The sequence below is a fragment of the Martelella sp. HB161492 genome (assembly GCF_013184775.1).
Lineage (GTDB): Bacteria > Pseudomonadota > Alphaproteobacteria > Rhizobiales > Rhizobiaceae > Martelella.
In genome coordinates this window covers 276597-297607 of sequence record NZ_JAATVV010000004.1, presented here as the reverse complement: position 1 = coordinate 297607, position 21011 = coordinate 276597, and the positions used below count along the sequence as shown (strand labels likewise).

Sequence of the window (21011 nt, the reverse complement as noted above, 5' to 3'; positions counted from 1 at the left end):
ATTCAACAAGATAGAGCGCCGTGCATCCAAAAGGATGCATGCCACTAGATCGCTGTGGTGAAAGCCTGTTTCTCCGTGATGTCGAACGGCGCCTGCGGTTCAAATCCGGTTTGGTTGCGGCCAGCCTGTTTGGCTGCGTAGAGCGCCCGGTCGGCCTCGGCGACAAGTGCGGCGCTGGCCGCGGTCGTTTCACCGGGCAGCATGACGGCGATGCCAATGCTGACGGTCAGCTTGCCCTCAATGCCTTCACGATTGGGGATCGACAGGGCGGCAATTGCGGCATGCACGCGCATGGACATTGTTTTCGCGCTCATGGCGTTTCCGTCCGACAGAATAATGGCGAACTCTTCGCCACCGAGCCGCGCCACCAGTTCATTTTCGTTGTCAGACACCGCGGCAAGCGCGCCGGCGACCCGTTGCAGGCATTCGTCGCCAGCCGGGTGGCCGTAATTGTCGTTGAACTGCTTGAACAGGTCGATATCGATCATCAGAAGCGCGAGTGTCCGGTTTTGCGCCTGCGCCGCCTGCCAGCTCGTTCCGAGAAAGCCATTGAAGCTGCGCCGGTTGGCGATGCCGGTCAGTGAGTCGGTGCGCGAGATCTGGCTGAGTGCCGCATTTTCCGTCGAAAGATATTCGGCATAGGTTTTTTCACGCAGATAGAACAGAAAGGCCCGGCGATCGGCATTGTTGAGCCGGTTATTGGCAAAAACGGTGAGGACGCTGGTTGCGGCGAGATAGATCAGGGGCGAAGCCTGTTCATGCGGCATCAGCTGATGATCGCCGAGCACGAAGACACAGGCCAATGCGAAATTGCAAAAGGTTGACAGCGCTGCCACCGGGGCACTCAGAGGCAGCGCAATATTGGCGATAACCGCCATCAGAATGAAGACGTAGGCCTCGAAAACTGCGATCGGATTGCCGGGCAGCCACATCATCAAGCCAGCGCAAAGGCTTGCGAGTGTGATGCCAAAAAAGGAGAAGAGGCCCGGAAGCAGCATGTTCGCCGGGCGCAGCACGATAATGACAAGCCCAGCAGCGCAATAGCTCACGAACACCAGCCGGATTTCCAGCAACTGGGTCATAAGCTCGGGCCGAAAGATGATGTCGACCAGGCCGAAGCTGCAATAAAGCAGAACGGAAAACAGCGCTGCGGTTATGAACTGCCGCCGATTCTCTGTGTGGCGCCGCTGGGCGTAGAGCCTTTCGAGCGGCTTGGGAAAGCCGAAGATGCAATAGCCCGCCGTCAGGCTTTCCTCGATCATGCGGTCGCGTTCCCGGTCCTTGCGGGACAGTCGCTGGGCGAATGTATCCGGCATGCCTCAGACTTCCATGATTGGCGCCAGGTCGCGGGCAAAGCGTTGCCAGTTGGCTCTGTAATTTTCCGCAGAACGGCTCAGCGCCGCGACCGCCTCGTCATCCAGGCTGCGCACGGCTCTGGCCGGCGCACCGACGATCAGACTTCGGTCGGGGAACACCTTGCCCTCAGTGACAAGTGCATTGGCACCGACAAGGCAATGATTGCCGATCCGCGCGCCGTTCAGAACCGTTGCGCCCATGCCGATGAGTGATGTGTCGCCGATGCTGCATCCGTGGATGATGGCGTGATGGCCAATGGTGCAGTTTTTTCCGATCACCGCCGGGGAGCCCATGTCGGTATGGATCATGACGCCGTCCTGGACATTGCTTCCAGCGCCGATCGTGATTGCTTCATTGTCGCCGCGCAGCACGGCGGCAAACCATATCCCGACATCTTCACCCAATATGACATCTCCGATGACATCCGCATCCGGGGCGATCCAGTAACGCCCTTTGGCGGGAAGTGTCGGGCGACGGTCTCCAAGCGCATAAAGTGTCATCTTTTCCTCCCAAGGCGTGCCTGTCAGATCACGCTGAAGCTGAGATCGGCGATACCCTCAATGTGTCCGACGAGGCGGTCGCCCCGCTGGACGGGACCAACGCCCGATGGCGTGCCTGTCAGGATAATGTCTCCAGCCGCAAGCGCAACATAGCGCGACAGTTCGGCAATGATTTCGGGAACTTTCCAGATCATCTGATCGAGATTGCCGGTCTGGACACGCGCGCCATTGCGATCCAGCCAGATCTCTGCGGCGGCGGGGTGGCCGATCACGCTCGCGCGCGTGATTGCGGAGGCGGGGGCAGAATGTTCGAATGCCTTGCCCATTTCCCAGGGGCGTCCCTTGTCCTTGGCGATCTGCTGCAGGTCGCGGCGGGTGAAGTCCACGGCGATGCCATAGCCGTAGACGCATTCCAGAGCTGCGCTGACGGGAATGTCGCGGCCACCGGAAGACAGCGCGACATAGCACTCGATTTCATGATGCACATCTTCCGACAGGGGCGGGTAGGGGAAATCATCGCCGGGCAGAACCAGATTGTCGGGATTCTTCTGGAAAAAGAACGGTGCTTCGCGATCGGGATCATGCCCCATCTCAACGGCGTGGGCCGCGTAGTTGCGGCCGACACAGTAGACCCTGCGAACCGGAAAGACAGCATCGAGCCTCTGAACCGGCAATTCAGGGCTGAACGGGCGGGCGAAAACAGTCTCGGTCATGAGAGCGTGGCTCCTGGAGCATTGGGCATGGGTTGCGTCGATCAATCGTTGCGACATAAACGACATCTTGACTAGAGCCAAGTGATCGGACCAACAATGTAATCAACAGACTGCGTTCGGTCACTCTCGGATTTCCGTTCTGCAGTCGGGCCTGCCGGCCTTGCTGGCCAAAGAGCGTCGTTCATGCCAACATGTCGTCACGCGGAATGTTGTGCGGGATCGTTCGCGGCAAACTGATGTGCCGGTTTCTGTATCGGCTGAACGGAGCATGAAGCAGCAATGACTGCCAATCTCGATCTTATGATCCTGCTGCTTGAAAAGGTTGGTATCGCCGCCCTGGTCATTCTGATCTATCGGGTGATCCGGCGTTCGACGATGCCGATCTTCTGGACCGGACCGGCGATCGGCCTGGTCTTTGCCGTTGCTGCCCTGATCGTGATGATCGACCCCGTGGCTCTGGCACCGGGAGTGATGGTTGATCTGCGCAATGTCATGGTCGCTCTTGCTGCTCTTTTCGGGGGCGTTTCCGCCGCAGCCATCTGCGCAATGGCGACGATCATCTACCGTATCTACCTCGGCGGAGCGGGCACGGCGTCCGGCATTGTCGGCATCGTTCTGTCGGCGCTGATTGGCCTTGCCTACGCCCGGATCAGCGGTCGCAGGCGCGATCTTAAGGGGCTTTCGCTGCTCGGGATCCTGCTGTCTTTCAGCATGTTCAGCCTCCTCTTCCTGCCCAAGGCGGTTATCCTGCCTTTCCTGCGCGAGGCGGGACTGGCCATGGTGCTACGCAATTTTCTTGGCACCGTGCTGATCGGCTATGCGCTTGCATCGGAAGATCGGCTGGAGCAGGAATTTGCCGATTTCAAGCGCGAGGCCTCGCTGGACCCGCTGACGCGTTTGCATAACCGGCGTTATCTGGAGGCAATCGCGGCCAAGTGGCGGGACGATCCGAGCCTGGCGGGCGAACGCTTTGCCGTGATTCTCTTCGATATTGACCACTTCAAACGGCTCAATGACACGCATGGCCATGCGGCGGGTGATCTGGTGCTGTCGCGGATCGCGTCGATCATCGATACCAGGATGCGGCGCAGCGATTTTGTCGTTCGCTATGGCGGCGAAGAAATCGCCGTGGTGATGCCGGCGACCTCAAGTGATCAGGCGCAGCGTGTGGCTGAAAATATCCGGGAGCGGATCTGCGAAGAGCCGATCATGCTGGATTCGGGGCTGGTCTCTGTTGCTGCCAGCGCCGGGGTCGCAGGTTCGGGTGACGGCCATGAAACCATCTATGATGTGCTGAAGCGGGCCGATAGGGCCCTTTATGAAGCCAAGGGCGCGGGGCGAAACCGGGTTGTCCTTTTCACGCCGGATCTCTGAGGCGTTTCACGCAATGGCTCCCGGCCGCCGCCAATGGCTCAGCGTTCGCCGTTGGGCAAGCTGCAGGTCTTCTTGCGCATCGTGTAGTCGATGGCATTCACCCGTCCCATGGACAGGCGGATATCGCCTGAGAGGTCTTTTTGCTCCGGATTGGTAACGGTTCCGACGTCGGCGCCGAAAATCCGCACATCTCCGACGATTGCCTGATTCTGTGAGGCGATCTGCTGCTCGAGCCTTTCATGATTGTCATTGTAAAGCCGTATCAGTTCGTCGCAATTCAGGTCCTGGTAGTTCGAGGGTGGAATGGCGACCGGCACCAGCCTGTCAGGGCGCTGGGTGCAGCTGGCAAGTGCAATTGCAATGATGACGATAGGCAGGCTGTGTCGCATCCGGATCTCCTGTCTGCGCGCGGGAAGGCACGCAACGGTTCTACGCCGCAATCGGACCATGCAGCACGTCTGGAGAGCCGAGTGTTGGGAAATAACTTGTCAGGGTCAATGGTAAACCCGTGAATATGAAAAAGCGGCGGCTGTAACAGCCGCCGCCAGAATTGCCTGTTGCTGAAATGATCAGCCGCGTTCGGCGCTGGCACCTGAACCCCAGGGGCCGTGGTGCACATCAAGACCATCCAGGCGATCGAAGCCATGGGCGCCGAAGAAATCGCGCTGCGCCTGAATGAGGTTTGCGGTGCCGCGACCCTGACGATAGGCGTCGAAATAGGTCAGTGCCGATGCCAGCCCCGGAACCGGAATACCGGCAGCGGTCGACGCCGAAACGATACGACGCAGCGATGGCAGGCTTTCCTTGACCATGGCCGAGAAGGCGGGTGTGACGATCAGGTTCGCCACATCGGGCGTTTCGGTGAAGGCCTTGGTGATTTCATCCAGGAACTGCGAGCGGATGATGCAGCCGGCACGCCAGATACGGGCGATTTCCGGCATCGGCAGCTTCCAGCCATATTCCTGCGAAGCACCGGCCATGACCGCGAAGCCCTGAGCGTAAGCGGCGATCTTGGCGGCAAAAAGGGCCAGTTCGAGATCCTTGTTCAGCCAGGGGCCGGGGGCGATGGCGAATTCAAGATTGTTCTTGCCGAACAGATGTTCTGCATCCTTGCGCTCGCCACGCATGGACGACAGGCACCGGGCGGCAACGGCGGCCTCGATGGCGGTGGCCGGGATGGCAAGCTGCTGCGCCTCGATGACCGACCAGCGGCCGGTACCCTTCTGTCCGGCTGCATCAACAATCACGTCCGGCATATGCGCACCGGTATGCGGGTCGGTCGCCAGCAGCACCTTTTCGGTGATCTCGATCAGGAAGGAGTTGAGCCGGCCGTGATTCCATTCGCCGAAGATATGGGCGATTTCCGGCGCACTCATTTTCAGGCCATCACGCAGGACGCCGTAGATTTCGGCAATCATCTGCATGTCGGCATATTCGATGCCGTTATGGACGGTCTTGACGAAGTGGCCAGCGCCATCCGGACCCAGCCATGCGCAGCACGGATCGTCCGCATATTTGGCGGAGATCGAGGTCAGCACCTTCTCGACCCGCTTGTAGGAATCTTCCGTGCCGCCAACCATGATCGAGGGGCCGTGGCGCGCACCTTCTTCACCACCGGATACACCCATGCCGATAAAGGTCAGCCCGGTGCCGTCCAGTTCCTGGAAGCGCCGCCGCGTATCATGGAAGTTGGCATTGCCGGCATCGATGAGGATGTCACCGTTACCAAGGTAGGGGCGGAGCTTTTCGATTTCCTGATCAACAGCTTCGCCGGCCTTGATCATGATGATGATCGGCCGCGGCGGGCGGATGGCTGCCACAAATTCCGAGAGGGTTTCCGTCGGGATGATCTGGTCGGCAAGTGCGCCGGCATTGTTGTAAAATGCGCGTGTCTTGTCGACGGTGCGATTGTAAACGGCAATCTTGTTGCCTTTTTCGGCGATGTTAAGGGCGAGATTCGAGCCCATGACACCGAGTCCGATCAATCCGATTTCAGCCTTTTCCACGTCGTCACCTCCAGTGCTTGATGGTTACGGCTTTTTCGCATTGCAAATCGGAAACGGCAAGGCTCAAGCGCCCAAATCGGTTTGTTTTGTTCATTGCGCCGGCATGTGCAATTGCGTTTCCATCAGCGTCAAAGTCACCACCCAATCCATTTCCGAAAAAATCAGTTTATCGTCTCTATATTAATTTGTTGGTCAATCATTCCATAATCGAAATCTATTTCAACAATGTAATTTAAATTATAGATTAATGTCTGGTTGTAAAACATTGTTTGTTTCACGTGGTAAATTCAAAAGTAGAGTATACTTTTATTCTATATGCGAAGGATGTGTTTGGTATATGATTGATAAAATATATAGAAGTGGTTCAGGCGGGGCTGAAAAAGAATTAAGTCGGGGTTCAATTCAGGGTGCCGATGGATGTGAACCTAAAGGCATCATCAGGCGCAGTAACTCTGCAATAGGACATGTTGATAGCCGCGAGAAAAATTGTGGCATCGGGCGATTTGAAACGATCGATGAGCGACAGGCGCAGGAAATGCTGCAAGTCAGGATCAAGAACGATCTTTTCGCCGGTACAGTACGGAGTGCTAATCCTCGATTCGTGCTTCTCGTCGGCCAACCCGGAGCAGGAAAGACATCGGCAATGTCGCATCTGCGCCAGCAATTCGGTGAGGAGGGGTGTGTCGACGCCAGCTATGATACCTTGATGACCTATCACCCCAACTATTATGAGCTCACCACAAAGGGCTACAGCGCACCCTTTCGCCACGAGCGGATGTATGAGGTCTACAGTTTCGCCTCGCGCATGCGTGAGGCGGTGATTGGTTTGGCTGCAGAGGAGGGGCGGAATGTCGTTTTTGAGAATACATTTCCGATGAAGAGTGCTGCCAGAGACATACCGGGCCTGTTAGGCGACCGGTTTCCGGTCGTGGAGCTCTGGGCCTTGGCAACGCCTGCGGACATCAGCCGTCTCTCGACCTATGTACGCTATGAGAACCAGCTGAATGCCTTTGCTGAAGACACGGATGCTTTCAAGAATAGCCATGCGAATGGCCCGCGCAGAATGACGGATGCCGACAGTCTGGATCGTTTCATGCATTACCGCGACTGCGTCTCCCAGCTGCATTCGCTGGAACTGTCCAGGCGTATTGGCAAGGCGGTTATCCTTGATCGAAACGGCATTCATTTCGAATGCGACAACTTCGCTCAGAGCAGTATCGAATTTCGCCGTGTCTTTCTGGATCTGGTGAACCGTGGTGGCACTGAATCGGAATTCAGAGCGATCTTCGACGCTCTTCCTGACATGCGTAAACCCCGATGAGGGCAGCGGTTAATCGTCAGACGTTGTGACGTTGCTGCTTTCGGTGAGGTCTGTCTTGCTGGAGCTCTGTTTCGTCAGTGCTGAAAAATCGAAGATCTTCGGATCGAGCAGATGCGATGGGTTGGCGTGGCCGAGCGCGCGCAGCATGACCTCCTTGCGGCCGGGCATGCGGGCTTCCATATCGGCAAGCATTGCCTTCATTGCATTGCGCTGCAAACCGTCCTGCGAGCCGCAGAGATCGCAGGGAATGATCGGAAAAGCCATGGCTTCGGCGAATTTCGCCAGGTCGTCTTCCGCTGCGTAGGCGAGCGGTCGCAACACCATCAGATCGCCTTCGTCGTTCAACAGCTTGGCCGGCATGGTGGCAAGCTTGCCGCCATGGAACAGGTTCATGAAGAAGGTTTCGAGAATGTCTTCGCGATGATGGCCGAGCACCAGCGCGTCGCAGCCTTCCTCGCGGGCGACGCGATAGAGATGGCCGCGCCTGAGGCGCGAACAGAGCGAACAATAGGTCGAGCCGGGTGCAAGCTTGTCGGTGACGATCGAATAGGTATCCTGATATTCGATCCGGTGACGCACACCGATCCGTTCGAGATAGTCGGGCAGGATATGTTTGGGAAAGTTCGGCTGACCCTGATCGAGATTGCAGGCAACGAGCTCGACCGGCAGCAGGCCGCGCCATTTCAGGTCCATCAGCACCGCGAGCAGGCCGTAACTGTCCTTGCCGCCGGAAAGTGCCACCAGCCAGCGCTTCTGGCCTTTCAGCATGTCGAAGTCGGCAATCGCCTGACGCACCTGGCGGATCAGCCGCTTGCGCAGCTTGTTGAAGGAGACGGAGGAGGGGGCATCGGCAAAGATGGCTGGCGAGCTGCTGTCTTCACTCTCGCCGCTTTCATCGATGTGCATCATCAGGTCCATGGTTAACTCCGCCGTCGCTAATCCGTCGCATCGGGCGATCAATCGCTATCGTCTGATGCTCTGTCGAGGCACATGCCCTTTCATGGCGCCAAGATCAAGTGCCGAATACGGACCAGCCCGTGCGAGCGGCCAGCATTTCCAGCGCATCGGCACCAAGGGCCGAGTTGCCGACCTCGTTGAGGCCCGGCGACCAGACCGCAATCGAGGCCTTGCCGGGCGCAATGGCGAGAATGCCGCCGCCGACGCCGGACTTGCCCGGCAGGCCGACACGATAGGCGAAATCCCCCGATCCGTCATAATGGCCACAGGTCAGCATCAGCGCATTGATGCGGCGCGCCCTGCGTGGCGAGACAACCGAGAGGCCGGTGATCGGATTGGTGCCGCGGTTGGCGAGGTACAGCCCGGCATGGGAGAGCTGAACGCAGTTCATCGCCAGTGCGCATTGGTGAAAATAGACGCCGAGGGTCAGTTCGGTCGGATGGACGAGATTGCCGAAGGAGCGCATGAAGTCGCCGAGCGCGAAATTGCGAAAGCCGGTATGCTGCTCCGAGCGGGCCACCTTCTCGTCGATGACGATGGTCTCGTCATCGGCCAGGAACCGCATGAAATGCAGGAATTCGCCAATGGCTTCGCGTGGCTTGTGGCCGGCAAGCACAATGTCGGTGACAACGATGGCGCCGGCATTGATGAAGGGATTGCGCGGAATGCCGTGTTCGTGTTCCAGCTGGACAATCGAATTGAATGCAGAGCCTGAAGGTTCCCGCCCGACCCGTTTCCACAGCGCTTCGCCGGTTTTGCCCAGCGCCAGCGTCAGCATGAAGACCTTGGAAATACTCTGGATCGAGAAGGAGGTATCAGCATCGCCAGCCCTGTAGGTGGTGCCGTCAACCGTGGTGATGGCGATCCCCAGCTGCATCGGGTCGACCTTGGCGAGCTCCGGAATGTAATTGGCCACCGAACCTTCGCCGAGGCGTGGCGAAAGCTCGCGGACGATATCGTCGACCAGACTTTGAAGATCCATGCCATGCCCCCGGGTTTCCGCTGCTGCCGATCATTGCGCAGGCGCGCCCGGCTGCAAACTGAAAAAGCCGCCCCGAAGGGCGGCTTTCCACAAAGCGATCGCTGAAGAAATCAGCGCGAATAGAATTCGACGACCAGGTTCGGTTCCATGATGACCGGGTAGGGGATGTCGGCAAGAGCCGGAACCCGTACGAAGGTCGCAACCATCTTGTTGTGGTCAACTTCAATGTAATCCGGAACATCGCGTTCAGCGAGCTGGGTTGCTTCGAGAACGGAAGCGAGCTGCTTGGAGCGCTCACGGATCTCGATCACATCGCCGGCCTTGCAACGGTAGGAACCGATGTTGACGCGGGTACCGTTGACGGTGACGTGGCCGTGGTTGACGAACTGACGGGCAGCAAAGACCGTCGGTACGAACTTGGCGCGGTAAACGATAGCGTCGAGACGGCTTTCCAGCAGGCCAACCAGGTTTTCACCGGTGTCGCCCTTGCGGCGGTTGGCTTCAACGAAGATTGCGTGGAACTGCTTTTCACGCAGTTCGCCGTAATAGCCCTTCAGCTTCTGCTTGGCGCGCAGCTGCACACCGAAGTCCGACAGCTTGCCCTTGCGGCGCTGGCCGTGCTGGCCGGGGCCATATTCGCGGCGGTTTACCGGGGACTTCGGACGGCCCCAGATGTTTTCGCCCATACGGCGGTCAATTTTATGCTTGGACGATTCGCGCTTGCTCATCGTATTTCCTTATCAAAAGTGTTCAGCCGGCCCATATTGAACCGGCATGGAAGGAAACACGCCCTCCTCTGGCCTGTCCTTTCGGAGTGGGCCTGACAGGTTTTCACGGATCAAAAGCGCCCGGAAAACCACGGGACATGTCAGTTAAGACGCCAGCCGGAGCCAGCGTTCGGGCGGACATAATCGGGATCGGCTGAATTGTCAACTCACCAGGGCTGCCAATCCGGTGCAAAGCTTGATCTCCGGCCGTTTCCGCGGCCTTTTACATGGACTGCCGCCGCCACAGGGGGCATAACGCTTCCATCCATTTCAAGCAAAGGATTTTCCGATGACGATCACATCCGACACTCTCGACCAGCTCTCGGCGCTGATGCGCCGTGCCGCCCGCGAGGAGATCCTGCCGCGTTTCCGCAGGCTTGAAACCAGCGAGGTTGCCGAAAAATCGGAGCCGAGCGATCTGGTCACCGTGGCTGACACCGGTGCGGAGCGGGTGATCAAGGCGGGTGTCGCCGAGATCCTGCCCGGTGCCAGCTTCATCGGTGAAGAAGGGGTTGCTGCCGATCCGTCACTGCTCGAGAAGCTGCAGCATGCCGAACTTGCCGTTGTCGTCGATCCGATTGATGGCACGTTCAATTTCGCCAACGGCATTTCCGCCTATGGCGTCATGATGGCCATCGTCGAAAAGGGCGAGACCGTTGCCGGCCTGATCTATGACCCGATGGGCGATGATTTCATGGTTGCTGAAAAGGGCGCTGGCACCTGGCTGAAGCGTGCCGACGGCACATCCCAGCGGATGAAGGTCGCTGATCCCGTGCCGCTCGATCAGATGCTCGGAACCGCATCGATTGCCTTCATGCCGGGGGATGAGCGGGCCGGCCTGCTCGCCAATCTTGCCAAGGTGCGCTTTGCGGCGAGCTATCGCTGTGCGGCTGTCGAATATCGCGCCTTTGCCTCGGGCGGGCTGCACTTCTTCACCTATTTCAAGATCATGCCCTGGGATCATCTTGCCGGTGTCCTGATAGGGCTGGAGGCCGGAGCCTATATCGCCCGCTATGACGGTTCTGCCTATCTGCCCTCGCATCTCGAGGGTGGTCTCTTGGGCGCGCCGGACCGGGAAAGCTGGCAGGAACTGCGTCAGAAGGTCTTCACGCTTTAGCCCGCAGGCATGCACCCTGGCGGCCAATGCGTCAGGGCGGAACTGCGGTTCAGAGACGAAAAGGCCGCTGCCGCGATGGCAGCGGCCTCAGACAGCTGACAAAGTCATTCAGATTGCATGTTTGAGGTGGAGTAGCGCCTTCGTCAGTCGTCATCCCCGTGCTTGTCACGGGGATCCAGTTTCATAAGGCATTCAATCGAAAAGTTCTTTCGCCGCGCAGACGCGCGTCGGCTGGATGCCTGTGACAAGCACAGGCATGACGGCAGAAAGAAGGGGAGAGGTTTGTCAGCTGTCTGAGGCCGCTGCCGCGATGACAGCGGCCTTTATCATTCTGCGGCCGGATTATGCGGCCTGAACAGCTTGCCGCGTTCGGCGATCACCACCACAGCGAGTGTCGCCACGCCAAAGCAGAAAAAGCCGGTGATCAGCGGCGTGGTCGTGCCGTTGAACGACAGTCCGACCAGCGAGCCGAGCAGGGCAGATCCGGCCGTGCCGGTAAAGCCGAGCACAGAGGAGCCAATGCCGGCGATATGGCCGAGCGGCTCCATCGCCATGGTGTTGATGTTGGCGCCGAGCCAGCCATACTGGAACCAGCCGATCGCAAACAGGGCATAGAACAGCAAGAACGGCATGTGTCCGCCAAAGGCGAGATCGAGGATCAGCCAGAGTGCCATCGTGGCGACGAAGCCGATCAATGCGGTCTGTGACAGACGGCGCATGCCGAATTTGCCGACCATGCGTGAATTGGCCAGCGCCGAGGCGGACAAGACGACGCCGATCCCGGCAAAGGCGATCGGGAACAGTGTGCCGATGCCGAACACCTCGATATAGATCTGCTGGGCCGAGGTGATGTAGCCGAACATGCAGCCCTGGATCAGTGTTGCCGCGAGAATGTAGAGCGCGGCGGTGCCGTTCGACAGAACCATGATGAAGCCACGCACCACCGAGGCGACACTGAATTCACGCACATCCTTCGGATTAAGCGTTTCCGGCAGCCGGATCAGCACCCACAGGAACATCGCCGCCGCAAACAGCGCCAGAAACAGGAAGATGAGGTGCCATTCGCCGACAAAGAGGATCGACTGGCCGATGGTCGGTGCGACGATTGGAATGATCATGAAGACCATCATCACCAGCGACATGACCTCGGCCATCTTCCGGCCGCCATATAGATCGCGGACGATCGAGATGGAGATGACGCGGGTCGAGGCGGAGCCGATGCCCTGGATGAAGCGGATCACCAGCATCATCATGAAGCTTGGCACAATCGCCGCCGCCAGTGATCCGGCCAGATAGACAATAATGCCCGCCAGAAGCGGCAGCTTGCGGCCGAAGCGATCGGAAAGCGGGCCGAAAAACAGCTGGGCGAATCCCATGCCGAGCACATAGGCGGTGACAATGAATTGCCGGCTGTTTTCATCCTCGACGCCGAGCGAGGCGCCGATCTGCTGCAGGCCCGGCAGCATGATGTCGATGGCGAGCGCATTGAGCGCCATCAGCATCGCCATCATCACCACGACCTCCCATTTGGACATGGTTGGCCTTGCCGCTGCGGCTGTGTTTTCAGTCATGACGAATTCCTGAAGAAGGCACGCAGGCGCGCCTCCGGGGTGATGGGGACCGGACAATAGAGCGGTGTCGCGCATCCGGTCTCATCTTCATAGCACATTGTGCCCGCTGAAAAAGGTACCGACCGTTGTGATAACGGCCGGTACCGGGATGTTTTATGTCTTGCGAATGGGCGCGCACACAGCGGAATTGACAAAGCGCAACGAGGGCAGGGCGCGGCTTTCGCCAGTTTCAAACCGGCTGGTTGTGCGGCTGGAACAATTTGCCCTTCTCGGCAATCAGCGTCATCACCAGTGCGAGCACGGCAAAGATGAAGAAGCCGGTGACCATCGGTGTCGTCGTACCGTTATAGGACAGGCCGATGAAGCTTCCGAGCAGGGCGGAACCAGCCGTCGAGGCGAAGCCGAGAATGGAGGAGGCAGCACCGGCGACATGGCCGAGCGGTTCCATCGCCAGCGAGTTGAAATTCGCACCGATCCAGCCGAACTGGAACCAGGCGGCGAGGAAGATGATGTAGAACAGGAAGAAAGGCATGGTGCCGGCGAAGACCAGATCAAGCACCAACCAGATGCCGTTGGTGACGGCAAAGCCGATCATCGCTGCATGCGAAAGGCGGCGCATGCCAAGCTTGCCGACGATGCGCGAGTTCAGCAGCGAGGAGCTTGCCATGACCACACCGACGCCGGCAAAGGCGAGCGGGAACAGTGTGCCAAGGCCGAAGACCTCGACAAAGACCTGCTGGGCCGAGGTGACGAAGCCGAAGATGCAGCCCATGACGAAGGTGGTTGCCAGCGTGTAGAACAGCGCCGTGCGGTTCGACAGAACCAGATAGAAGCTGTGGCCGACGGCTTTCGGCGTCAGCGGGGTGACATCTTCGGGATGCTGCGTTTCCGGCAGCCGCAGCGAAACCCAGACGATGTTGATGAGCGCTGCGGTTCCGAGGAAGATGAAGATCAGGTGCCACTCGCCGAAGATCATGATGATCTGGCCGAGTGACGGTGCAATGATCGGCACGATCATGAAGACCATCATGATCAGCGACATGATCTCGGCCATGGCGCGGCCGCCATGCAGGTCGCGGACAACCGATACGGAGATGACGCGGGTCGCCGCAGCACCCAGACCCTGAAAGAAGCGTACTGCCAGCAGCAGGCCAAAGCTCGGCGAGAAGGCGCACAGCACAGCACCGATGAAATAGATTGCAAGGCCGACCAGAAGCGGCTTCTTGCGGCCGAACCGGTCCGAGATCGGTCCGTAGGCAATCTGGGCAATGCCGAAACCGAAGACATAGGCGGTGACGATGAACTGCCGGCTGTTTTCATCCGCGACCCCCAGCGAGGCACCGATCTGCTGCAGTCCGGGCAGCATGATATCGATGGCAAGTGCGTTGAGCGCCATCAGCATCGCCATCATGGCGACCAGTTCCCACTTTCCAGGCGCCAGATGCGCGGCAGGCGAAATTCGTTGTGTCGTGTCAGTCACTGAAATATCCCAAGGAAAAACAAGGCGCTGTTTGGCACAGCGCCTGTTGTTGATCTTTTTGCAATAGATCCGGAGGCTCCCCCCAGGAACCGCTTCCCGGCATATCCATCCGATATGCCATTCTATCGTCAAAGGCCCGCCGGCCGAGGTCTGCGGATGCCGGTGGTCGTCTGGTCTGCTGCCGCTCTTATGGTCGCCTTGTGTGACAGGCGCTTGTCAGCGATATCGGCCACGGAACGGAAATAACGTTCTGCCGCCAGGTCGGGCAACGAGGCGGCAGTCAGGTCATGGTCATGCAGATTGTTTGGGAATCAGGCAGCGCCGCTGACCGTGATGCCCTTCGAGCCCATGAATTCCTGCAATTCGCCAGCCTGGAACATTTCGCGCACAATGTCGCAACCGCCGATGAATTCGCCTTTCACATAAAGCTGCGGAATGGTCGGCCAGTTGGAAAAATCCTTGATGCCCTGACGCAGGTCGGCGTCGGCAAGCACATTGATGCCTTTATACGGAACACCGAGGTAATCCAGAATCTGAACGACCTGACCGGAAAAGCCACATTGCGGGAACTGCGGCGTTCCCTTCATGAACAGTACGACGTCATTGCTGTCGACTTCGCTCTTGATGGCGTCCTGAATATCACTCATGAAAATGATCCTTTCACAGCGGGTTCAAGGCCCGCCGGCCTGAGATTTGTCAACTACTATATATGACCCATCCGTCTTTTGAGCAAGAACGTCTGGTCACGATGCTGACTTTCGTCACATTACTGCACCGCTGCGCAGCGGATTTCACCCGTTTCCTGCGGCGTCAGCGTGACGAAATCAAAGCGGATCTGCGTTTCGATGACGATCGAAAGACCGGCCTTTTCGTCCTCTGCGAGCGCCGGGCATTCGCCCGTCACTGCCGGTCTCTGTCGCTGCCAGAAACTGAGTGCGTCGTCCTCCAGCGAAAAATCGCCGGCTGGCCGATCGAGTATCTTTTCTCCGGATTCGAGCTGAAAGACCACAAGATCGCCCTCGGGGCCGGTGGAGCGGGTTGCGACAAGATAGTCGCCGGAAAGCCCGGCAAACCATAGTGGATCATCATCCGATCCGATGATGACGGCGTTCCCGTCGTCTTCAAAGCGGCAGGGCAGGCCCTGTGTCGCCGCGTTGACGGGAACGACCGCGAAGCGTTCGCCTGGTGTGCTCTGGTGCGGCTGAACGGCAACCCGATAGCGATCATTTGCATGGCAGTCTGGTTCTGCCGCAGCCGTGGTTGCCACAACTGTGCCAAGAAGGGCGGCGGCTGTCAGGCAAATGAGACCCCGCCGCGCCATTGGTTCACGCCGGGGCTGATGTCTGCAGGGCGAGGGCGTGCAAGACATCGCCCATATTTCCCTGAAGCGCTTCATAGACCATCTGATGCTGCTGAACGCGGGTCTTGCCACGGAATGCCTCGGCCACAACTTCGGCAGCAAAATGATCGCCGTCGCCGGCAAGGTCGCGAATGGTGACCTTTGCGCCCGGAATTCCCGCCTTGATCATGTCTTCAATGTCGCCAGCCGTCATCGCCATGGTTCAGTCTCCTTGTTATTTCGTGCCTTGAGGCCGGGTCGGTTTCAGGCCGGCTCGGCCTTTTGGGGGGCATCATCCATGAAGTGAGGAAACCACGATTCATGGGCGGTCCGCAACGCATCTATTTCAAGTGAAATCAGATCGTCGATCTCGAGCCTCGTGCCGCCTGCCGTACCGAGACGGCGGAACGGAACGCCGACGCCTTCGGCAGAGGCGCAGATGAAATTGCCAAGCTCGGCTGGAACCGCGATCACATAGCGGGCCTGATCTTCACCGAAGAGCAGCGCATGCGGCAGGCCGCGGCTTTCACTGAGGCTGATCTTGAGGCCAATTCCACTTGCCATGCACATCTCGGCCAGCGCGACGGCAAGGCCGCCGGCAGAGAGGTCGTGGCAGGCCTTGACCTGGCCATTGGCGATGATCGAGCGGACAAAGTCGCCATTGCGGCGCTCGGCATGCAGGTCAACCGCGGGCGGCGGGCCGTCAAGGCGACCGAGATATTCGCGCAGGTAGGCCGTGGCTCCGAGATGTTCGCCATCCGTGCCGATCATGATCAGCTGGTCGCCATCCTCGTAGGAGCCGATCCGGGCCATGTTGCGCCAGTCGGTCAGCAGGCCGACTGCGCCGATGGTCGGCGTCGGCAGGATCGCTTCGCCATTGGTCTCGTTATAGAGTGACACATTGCCGGAAACGATCGGGAAGGAAAGCGCCTCGCAGGCTGCGCCGATGCCCTGGATGGCCTTGACGAAGGTCCCCATGATTTCCGGCTTTTCCGGATTGCCGAAATTCAGGTTGTCGGTCACGGCAAGCGGCTCGGCGCCGGTGGCCGTCAGGTTGCGCCAGCACTCGGCAACCGCCTGCTTGCCGCCCTCAAACGGATCGGCCTCGACATAATGCGGCGTCACGTCGCATGTGAAGGCAAGTGCCTTGGTCGGATGGCCGTCGACGCGGACCACGCCGGCATCGCCGCCGGGAAGCTGCAGCGAATTGCCCTGGATCAGCGTGTCATATTGCTCATAGACCCAGCGCCGGCTCGACTGGTTCGGCCCGCCGACAAGTTTCACCAGTGCGGCGTTGTAGTCTTCCGGCACCTCGACCAGATGGGAGGGCAGGGGGCCACGGCTGTCCGGCTCGCGCCAGGGGCGGTCATATTCGGGCGCCTGATCGCCGAGATCCTTGATCGGAAGATTGGCAACCTCATCGCCCTGATGCAGGACGCGGAAGCGCAGGTCATCTGTGGTCTTGCCGACAATGGCGAAATCGAGACCCCATTTGACGAAGATCGCCTTGGCCTCATCTTCCTTTTCCGGCGACAGCACCATGAGCATGCGCTCCTGGCTTTCCGAAAGCATCATCTCATAGGCCGTCATGCGTTCTTCGCGCACCGGCACCTTGTCGAGATCGAGCTCAATACCGAGATTGCCCTTGGCACCCATTTCAACGGCAGAACAGGTCAGCCCGGCAGCGCCCATGTCCTGGATCGCGATCACGGCGCCGGTCTGCATCAGCTCCATGCAGGCTTCCAGCAGGCATTTTTCGGTGAAGGGGTCGCCGACCTGGACGGTGGGACGCTTCTCTTCGATCTGCTCGTCAAATTCGGCCGAGGCCATTGTGGCACCGCCGACGCCGTCGCGCCCGGTCTTGGCACCGAGATAGACGACCGGAAGGCCGACGCCCTTGGCCTCCGACAGGAAGATCGCATCGCTCTTTGCCAGTCCTGCGGCAAAGGCGTTGACGAGGATATTGCCGTTATAGCGGGCATCGAACTCAACTTCGCCGCCGACGGTCGGCACGCCGAAGGAATTGCCATAGCCGCCGACACCGGCAACGACGCCGGAAACAAGGCGGCGGGTCTTGGGGTGATCCGGCGCACCGAAGCGCAGGGCATTCATGGCGGCAACGGGGCGGGCACCCATGGTGAAGATGTCGCGCAGAATGCCGCCAACACCGGTCGCTGCCCCCTGATAGGGTTCGATATAGGACGGGTGGTTGTGGCTTTCCATCTTGAAGACGACGCAATCGCCGTCGTTGATGTCGACAACACCGGCATTCTCGCCAGGGCCCTGGATGACCCGGCGGCCGGTGGTCGGCAGGGTTCTCAGCCAGCGCTTTGATGACTTGTAGGAGCAATGCTCGTTCCACATGGCCGAAAAGATGCCGAGTTCTGTGAAGCTTGGCTCACGGCCGATCAGCTCGAGAATACGTTCATACTCTTCCGGCTTCAGTCCGTGGGCGGCAATGAGCTCCGGGGTTATGGCCTGGCTGTTGGAAAGGGTCATCAGGTTCCGCGGTCCCGCTTTGTTTACACTTCGTTTGTCGTTTCAATAGCCCAAGATCGTCCGGGAGGCGAACGGAAATTCCCGCCCGGACGGGGCTTTGAGGCCGTCAGAGGGCCTCAATCCACAGTTCTCAGCCGCGCCAGTACATCGGCATGAGGATCACCATGACCGTCAGGATCTCCAGACGGCCAAGCAGCATCATCAGCGACAGGAGGTAAAGCTCCGGGTCATGGAAGCTCGAGAAATTGCCGGACGGGCCGACAATATTGCCGAGTCCGGGGCCGACATTCGACAATGCCGTCAGCACGGAGGATGTGGCGGTGACCAGATCATAGCCCATCGCCCCCATGATCATGCTGCCAAGCGCCCAGAGCAGAATATAGGCACAGAAGAACATCGCGACGGCGCGCTGGGTTTCCGCATCGACGGTCAGCTTGCCGTAGCGCACCGAATAGACGGCGTTGGGATAGATCAGCCGTTTCATGCCGGTCTGGAGCATGTTGAAAATGATCAGGAAACGGTAGGATTTGATGCCCCCTGCCGTCGATCCCGAGCAGCCGCCCATGAATGTCAGGAAAAGCACGACGATGATGACGAAATTGCCCCATGCGGTGTAGTCGGAAGAGGCAAAACCTGTTGTCGAGACGATCGAAGCGACACTGAAGAAGCTCTGTGTCAGGGCATCGCCAAAGGGCATTTCGCCCTTCAGTGTGACGAAAATCGCGATCAGCATCGCCGCGCCCGCCAGATAGAGCAGGAACAGCATGATCTGTGGATCGCGCAGCGAATCAAGCCGGCCGCGCACGACGAACAGGATCAGGATCGAGAAGGGCAGGCTGCAGATCGTCATGAAAAACGTGCCGATCCAGTCGATCGTCGACGAATGGAAATAGCCGAATGATGCATCATGGGTGGAGAAGCCACCGGTCGCCACGGTTGTGAAGGCGTGGTTGATGGCGTCGAAATGCGACATGCCGGCGACGTCATAGGCGATCGCACAGAGGATCGTGATGCCGATATAGATGGCGAAGAAGGCGCGGGTGAAACTTGCCATGCGGGCAAAAGGCTTGTCGCCGGTGTCTGATGATTCCATCTTGAAGAAGGCCATGCCGCCGATCCGCAGGAATGGCAGGATGAAGAGGCCGAGCGCGACGATACCGATACCGCCCATCCATTGCAGCAGCGAACGCCAGATCAGCAGGCCGGGCGGGGTGTGATCAAGGCCGGACAGCACGGTCGAACCGGTGGTGGTGATTGCCGAAACCGATTCGAAGATCGCCTGGGCAAAGGTCAGCTCCTTATGCGCCACATAAATCGGAATGGCGCCGACAAGGGCAAAGACACACCAGAGAAGGTTGACCAGGAAAAAGCCGAGCCGCCGCGAAAACGGCGGTGGCTTTCCGCGCATGGCAACGGCGGTCACGGCGCTGATACCGCCCACCATGAAGCCGCACATGGCGAAAACCTGCCAATCGGGGCTTGCATAATAAAGGTCGGCCATCGCTGGCACGAACATGGCTGCAGCCAGATAAAGGCCGCAAATTGCAGCGATATAAAGAGCGGTTCTGAAGAGTGTGGCGTTCAAGTGGACGTTTCCCTGGCCAGTCTGGCGTGACAAACGGGCTTTGTTGCTACTCCAAGCTATGCCATAGCGGGAGGGGACGACAAACTCAATGGGAACGACGATAATGCGCAACGAGGTTATTGCCGCCAGGGACGCGCTCAGGGCGATTTTCGAACCGACGCCACTGCAGCTGAATGCCCATCTGAGCAACCGTTTTGGTGCCGAGATTTATCTGAAACGTGAAGATCTGACGCCTGTGCGGTCCTACAAGATTCGCGGCGCGTTCAATTTCATGCGCAAGGCGATGACGCGGGAGAGCGGTACAAAAGTTTTTGCATGTGCGTCCGCAGGGAATCACGCCCAGGGCTTCGCCTATTGCTGCCGCCATTTCGGCGTGACGGGTGTCATCTTCATGCCGGTGACGACGCCACAGCAGAAAATCGACAAAACCCGCACCTTTGGCGGCGACAATATCCGTATCGAGCTGGTCGGCGACATTTTCGACGTCTGCTATGACGCCGCGCGTCGCTATGTCGCCGAACATGACGGCATCATGGTGCCGCCCTTTGACGACACCGACATCATTGAGGGGCAGGCAACGGTCGCGCTCGAGATTGCCGATGCCTGGCCGGAGCCGGGCGGGAAACCCGATCTCGTCATCATCCCCGTCGGCGGCGGCGGCCTGGCCGCGGGTGTCACCGGCTATTTCTCGGACGAGATGCCGGCGCAGGATTTTCTCTTCTGTGAGCCGTCTGGCGCCCCCAGCCTCAAGCAATCGCTGGAAAAAGGGGCGATTGTCGCGCTGGACGAGGTCGACAATTTCGTTGACGGAGCCGCCGTCGCCCGCATCGGCGATGCGAATTTCGCCGCGCTGAAGCGGTTTTCTGCGGATCAGGTCATGCTGGTGCCGGAAAATGCGATCTGCGTCACCATGTCGGAGATGCTGAATGTCGAAGGCGTGGTGCTGGAGCCGGCCGGCGCACTGGCGTTGACGGCGTTGTCGCTGCTGCCGCAAGACCGGATCGCAGGTCGGCGGATCGTCATTATTGTCTCCGGCGGCAATTTTGATTTCGAACGCCTGCCCGATGTGAAGGAAAGGGCAATGCGCTATGCCGGAATCAAGAAATATCTGATTCTCCGCCTGCCGCAGCGCCCCGGCGCCTTGCGCGACTTCCTCAACCTGCTGGGCCCAGAGGACGATATCGCCCGGTTTGAATATCTGAAGAAATCGGCGCGCAATTTCGGTTCGATCCTGATCGGCATCGAATCAACCCGTCCTGAAAATTTCGCGACCCTGTTTGACAAGATCGATGCTGCCGGGCTGCGTTATCAGGATATTACGGAGAATGACGTGCTGGCGAATCTGATCATCTGATCTGTACCGGAAAGGCTTTCGGCGCATCGACAGGCGGTGCCGGGCTGGCGTGGCTGCACGTGATCGGATATGTAGGAGTGAAAAGGAGTA

Annotated in this window: 19 protein-coding genes; 4 read left to right on the top strand and 15 right to left on the bottom strand. The window is 59.0% G+C overall.

What is annotated here, in order from left to right; all coding sequences use genetic code 11:
* Nucleotides 1-44: 44 nt before the first annotated feature.
* Genes HCK86_RS08930 through HCK86_RS08920 form a run of 3 tightly spaced genes read right to left on the bottom strand, consistent with a single transcriptional unit; the run spans nt 45 to nt 2569 of the window.
* Nucleotides 45-1316 (bottom strand): diguanylate cyclase, encoded by a 1272-nt coding sequence (locus HCK86_RS08930; RefSeq protein ID WP_176084105.1) that lies wholly within the window; start codon nt 1314-1316, stop codon nt 45-47.
* Nucleotides 1317-1319: 3 nt separating this feature from the next.
* Nucleotides 1320-1856 carry a gamma carbonic anhydrase family protein gene (locus HCK86_RS08925; protein WP_176084104.1) on the bottom strand — a complete coding sequence of 179 codons (537 nt, stop codon included), beginning with the start codon at nt 1854-1856 and terminating at the stop codon, nt 1320-1322.
* A gap of 23 nt (nt 1857-1879) precedes the next feature.
* Nucleotides 1880-2569, bottom strand: coding sequence for a fumarylacetoacetate hydrolase family protein (locus HCK86_RS08920; RefSeq protein WP_176084103.1), 690 nt, complete (start codon nt 2567-2569; stop codon nt 1880-1882).
* A gap of 279 nt (nt 2570-2848) precedes the next feature.
* Between HCK86_RS08920 and HCK86_RS08915 the strand changes: the two genes are divergently transcribed.
* Nucleotides 2849-3943: a diguanylate cyclase gene (locus HCK86_RS08915; RefSeq protein WP_176084102.1), complete on the top strand. Its 1095-nt coding sequence runs from the start codon at nt 2849-2851 to the stop codon at nt 3941-3943.
* Between the two features lie 38 nt (nt 3944-3981).
* On the opposite strand, the gene HCK86_RS08910 is transcribed toward HCK86_RS08915, so the two are convergent.
* Both HCK86_RS08910 and gndA read right to left on the bottom strand, forming a co-directional pair.
* The gene (locus HCK86_RS08910) at nt 3982-4332 is read right to left on the bottom strand and encodes a hypothetical protein (RefSeq protein WP_176084101.1); all 351 of its coding nucleotides are present in this window, start codon (nt 4330-4332) and stop codon (nt 3982-3984) included.
* A 180-nt stretch (nt 4333-4512) separates the two neighbouring features.
* On the bottom strand, nt 4513-5949 hold the full coding sequence (gene gndA / locus HCK86_RS08905; protein WP_176084100.1) for an NADP-dependent phosphogluconate dehydrogenase: 1437 nt from the start codon (nt 5947-5949) through the stop codon (nt 4513-4515).
* 337 nt (nt 5950-6286) lie between these two features.
* Between gndA and HCK86_RS08900 the strand changes: the two genes are divergently transcribed.
* Nucleotides 6287-7270: a zeta toxin family protein gene (locus tag HCK86_RS08900; protein WP_176084099.1), complete on the top strand. Its 984-nt coding sequence runs from the start codon at nt 6287-6289 to the stop codon at nt 7268-7270.
* Nucleotides 7271-7279: 9 nt separating this feature from the next.
* On the opposite strand, the gene ttcA is transcribed toward HCK86_RS08900, so the two are convergent.
* From ttcA to rpsD, 3 genes are all read right to left on the bottom strand, one after another.
* The gene (gene ttcA / locus HCK86_RS08895; RefSeq protein ID WP_176084098.1) at nt 7280-8188 is read right to left on the bottom strand and encodes a tRNA 2-thiocytidine(32) synthetase TtcA; all 909 of its coding nucleotides are present in this window, start codon (nt 8186-8188) and stop codon (nt 7280-7282) included.
* Between the two features lie 94 nt (nt 8189-8282).
* Nucleotides 8283-9209: a glutaminase gene (locus HCK86_RS08890; protein WP_176084097.1), complete on the bottom strand. Its 927-nt coding sequence runs from the start codon at nt 9207-9209 to the stop codon at nt 8283-8285.
* A gap of 110 nt (nt 9210-9319) precedes the next feature.
* Nucleotides 9320-9937, bottom strand: coding sequence for a 30S ribosomal protein S4 (gene rpsD, locus HCK86_RS08885; RefSeq protein ID WP_176084096.1), 618 nt, complete (start codon nt 9935-9937; stop codon nt 9320-9322).
* Nucleotides 9938-10265: 328 nt separating this feature from the next.
* On the opposite strand from rpsD, the gene HCK86_RS08880 reads away from it, so the two are divergent.
* Nucleotides 10266-11093, top strand: a complete 828-nt coding sequence (locus tag HCK86_RS08880) for an inositol monophosphatase family protein (protein ID WP_176084095.1) — start codon at nt 10266-10268, stop codon at nt 11091-11093.
* A gap of 326 nt (nt 11094-11419) precedes the next feature.
* Here the strand turns inward: HCK86_RS08880 and HCK86_RS08875 are convergent, their stop codons facing one another.
* From HCK86_RS08875 to HCK86_RS08845, 7 genes are all read right to left on the bottom strand, one after another.
* Nucleotides 11420-12664 carry a multidrug effflux MFS transporter gene (locus HCK86_RS08875; protein ID WP_246739515.1) on the bottom strand — a complete coding sequence of 415 codons (1245 nt, stop codon included), beginning with the start codon at nt 12662-12664 and terminating at the stop codon, nt 11420-11422.
* Nucleotides 12665-12893: 229 nt separating this feature from the next.
* Complete coding sequence (locus tag HCK86_RS08870; RefSeq protein ID WP_348641056.1) at nt 12894-14144, bottom strand: multidrug effflux MFS transporter; 1251 nt, start codon at nt 14142-14144, stop codon at nt 12894-12896.
* Between the two features lie 311 nt (nt 14145-14455).
* Nucleotides 14456-14791 (bottom strand): Grx4 family monothiol glutaredoxin, encoded by a 336-nt coding sequence (gene grxD / locus HCK86_RS08865; RefSeq protein WP_176084094.1) that lies wholly within the window; start codon nt 14789-14791, stop codon nt 14456-14458.
* A gap of 119 nt (nt 14792-14910) precedes the next feature.
* On the bottom strand, nt 14911-15465 hold the full coding sequence (locus tag HCK86_RS08860; RefSeq protein ID WP_176084093.1) for a hypothetical protein: 555 nt from the start codon (nt 15463-15465) through the stop codon (nt 14911-14913).
* Nucleotides 15466-15469: 4 nt separating this feature from the next.
* Complete coding sequence (locus HCK86_RS08855; RefSeq protein ID WP_176084092.1) at nt 15470-15703, bottom strand: BolA family transcriptional regulator; 234 nt, start codon at nt 15701-15703, stop codon at nt 15470-15472.
* 44 nt (nt 15704-15747) lie between these two features.
* Complete coding sequence (gene purL / locus HCK86_RS08850; RefSeq protein ID WP_176084091.1) at nt 15748-17982, bottom strand: phosphoribosylformylglycinamidine synthase subunit PurL; 2235 nt, start codon at nt 17980-17982, stop codon at nt 15748-15750.
* Nucleotides 17983-18112: 130 nt separating this feature from the next.
* A complete protein-coding gene (locus HCK86_RS08845; protein ID WP_176084090.1) occupies nt 18113-19567 on the bottom strand; it encodes a TrkH family potassium uptake protein in 1455 nt (484 codons plus the stop codon).
* A 103-nt stretch (nt 19568-19670) separates the two neighbouring features.
* On the opposite strand from HCK86_RS08845, the gene ilvA reads away from it, so the two are divergent.
* Nucleotides 19671-20921 (top strand): threonine ammonia-lyase, encoded by a 1251-nt coding sequence (gene ilvA / locus HCK86_RS08840; protein ID WP_176084089.1) that lies wholly within the window; start codon nt 19671-19673, stop codon nt 20919-20921.
* The last annotated feature ends 90 nt before the right edge of the window (nt 20922-21011 follow it).